We start from the raw sequence: 2,038 nt of genomic DNA, 5'->3' as shown, positions 1-2,038 counted from the left end.
CAAGACCCTCGGCTGGAAGACCCCCGCCGAAGTCTTCGGCGAAGCACTACAATCCCTGAAACAGGCCGGTGTTGCAACCACCGGTTGAACCTGCCTGATGTGCCAGTAGACGCTTCTAGCCCTGAGGATTCCGAACCGGCTGACCTTCCTGGCGCGATCTCTCGCCCCGTTCAGGAAGCAGAAAACCCGCTTGAAGAGGGACTGCGCCAGGCGGAAGAGGCACTGCGCCAGCGGCTGCTCGACGACCCCAACGACCAGCAGGCCTTTGCCACCTTGGCACGACTCGTCTCGGTGGGCGCCCGATATGAGGAAATGCCCGATCCGTTGACGGCCGATGAGCTTCCTGCCGACCAGCGCGAACGTATCAACACTGCCGTTTGGGCTCTTGCTGATGAATACGTCGGCAACTCGCGCGCGTGGTACCCGCTGATCCAGCTTGCTCGCCTCTCGCTGAATGAGGACCGAGAAAGCGCGATTAGGCGACTGAATACCGCCTGTGAACGCGAGGACACCGGCGTCGCGCTCTTCGAATCACTGCAAATGCTGCGACGCGCCAGTCTGCCGGGCGAGGCAGTCCAGTTGGGTGTCGGAAACTGGGACCCGACCACGCACGTGACGGATGCCGGACGCCAGCTGGTTCGCGCCGCCTGTGAGGCTGGCCGACCTGCCGAGGCCGAACGATTGCTGAAATCGCTGCGGGATGCCAGCGACGAATCGGAGGACTTTACCGACCTCGATGTGGCGATTCAAGATGCCTACGCGGCGCGAGGTTAAACGACTCATCACCACCCTCGCTTGAGGGAGCCGAGTTCGTAGTAACGAGTGCTGAACTGGACCCAAAGCAACCTGCACATTCGTGCAAACGGGTAGAAGTCGGTTGAACACTCGTCGTACTATGCAGCCCACCGCTCGGAGGTGTTAGCCTCGAAGTGGTTATCAAGGGAGATGCTGCATGAGTTCGTCAATGACAACGCACAAGCGTCCGTTGCCTCGTCAGACTGAAAGTTCGACAATCAACGTCCGCGATGGACGAATCGTGCTTCCAGCGAGCCCGCAGGCAGGACCACCGTCGTGGCTCCTGAAACTTGCCGCTGCGCTGACCGGAGCAATTCTTGCGGCTTTCGTCGCAGTCCATATGGTCGGCAACATCAAAGCGTACGTTGGGTCCGAGCATTTCAATGACTATGCGCACTGGTTGCGCGTTGCGGGTGAGCCGCTACTGCCGGAGATGGGTTTGCTGTGGGCCTTTCGCGTGGTCCTGCTGATTTCGATCATCATCCATATCGCTGCGACACTAGCGCTGACGTTCCGTTCGAGGTCCGCTCGCGGACCATATCGCGCGCGCGGGTTGAGGGCCGAGTCATGGGTCTCTCGAACGATGCTTATCACCGGGATCGCGCTGCTCGGTTTCATCATCATTCACATTCTGGATCTCACGACCGGGCACCTTAACGGGGCTTTCCAGGCGCCGACTCACACCAGTTCGTTTGCGTACGAAAACCTCATCGCCTCATTTTCGCGGCCACTGTTTTCGCTGCTCTATCTCGTCGCGATGGGGGCGCTCGCTGTGCACCTTATTCACGGCCTGTGGCTGCTGGCGACCGACTTTGCTGTGACCGGTCCCCGGACACGGCGAGTTTGGAAGGTGATCGCATATGCGGCCGGAATTGTCATCGCATTCGTCAATATGAGTGTGCCGCTCGCGGTGCTGACGGGGGTGCTGTCATGATCGAGAAGGCTCAATCAACACCCCTCACCGTTGAGGTGGGAACGACCCTGTCGGCGCACAGTCCTGACGGAGATCCAGCAACTGCGTGGCAGCGAGCGAAGGACAGCTATCGGTTGGTCTCGGCACTCAATCGCCGAAAGTTCTCGATCGTTGTCATCGGTACGGGGCTTGCTGGCTCGGGAGCCGCGGCAGCATTAGCCGATCTGGGATACCACGTCGGTCAAGTCCCTTGTAGTGGTGTAACGGCGTTTTCCTCTCGTTTGGGGTTTTAGCTTGCTAGTGCGGGCGTGTCGGTATCGGTCATGGTCG

Annotated in this window: 2 protein-coding genes; both read left to right on the top strand. The window is 59.8% G+C overall.

Annotated elements, in window-relative coordinates; translation table 11 throughout:
• Positions 1-84 precede the first annotated feature (84 nt).
• Entirely contained in the window at positions 85-774 is a 690-nt protein-coding gene (locus BSZ39_RS12685; RefSeq protein WP_143180547.1) for a hypothetical protein, read from the top strand.
• A 178-nt stretch (positions 775-952) separates the two neighbouring features.
• Positions 953-1,729: a succinate dehydrogenase cytochrome b subunit gene (locus tag BSZ39_RS12680; protein WP_143180546.1), complete on the top strand. Its 777-nt coding sequence runs from the start codon at positions 953-955 to the stop codon at positions 1,727-1,729.
• The last annotated feature ends 309 nt before the right edge of the window (positions 1,730-2,038 follow it).

The sequence above is a fragment of the Bowdeniella nasicola genome, assembly GCF_001907295.1.
GTDB lineage: Bacteria > Actinomycetota > Actinomycetes > Actinomycetales > Actinomycetaceae > Bowdeniella > Bowdeniella nasicola.
The sequence above is the reverse complement of the archived record's forward strand: the minus strand, read 5'-3'. Positions and strand labels throughout refer to the sequence as shown.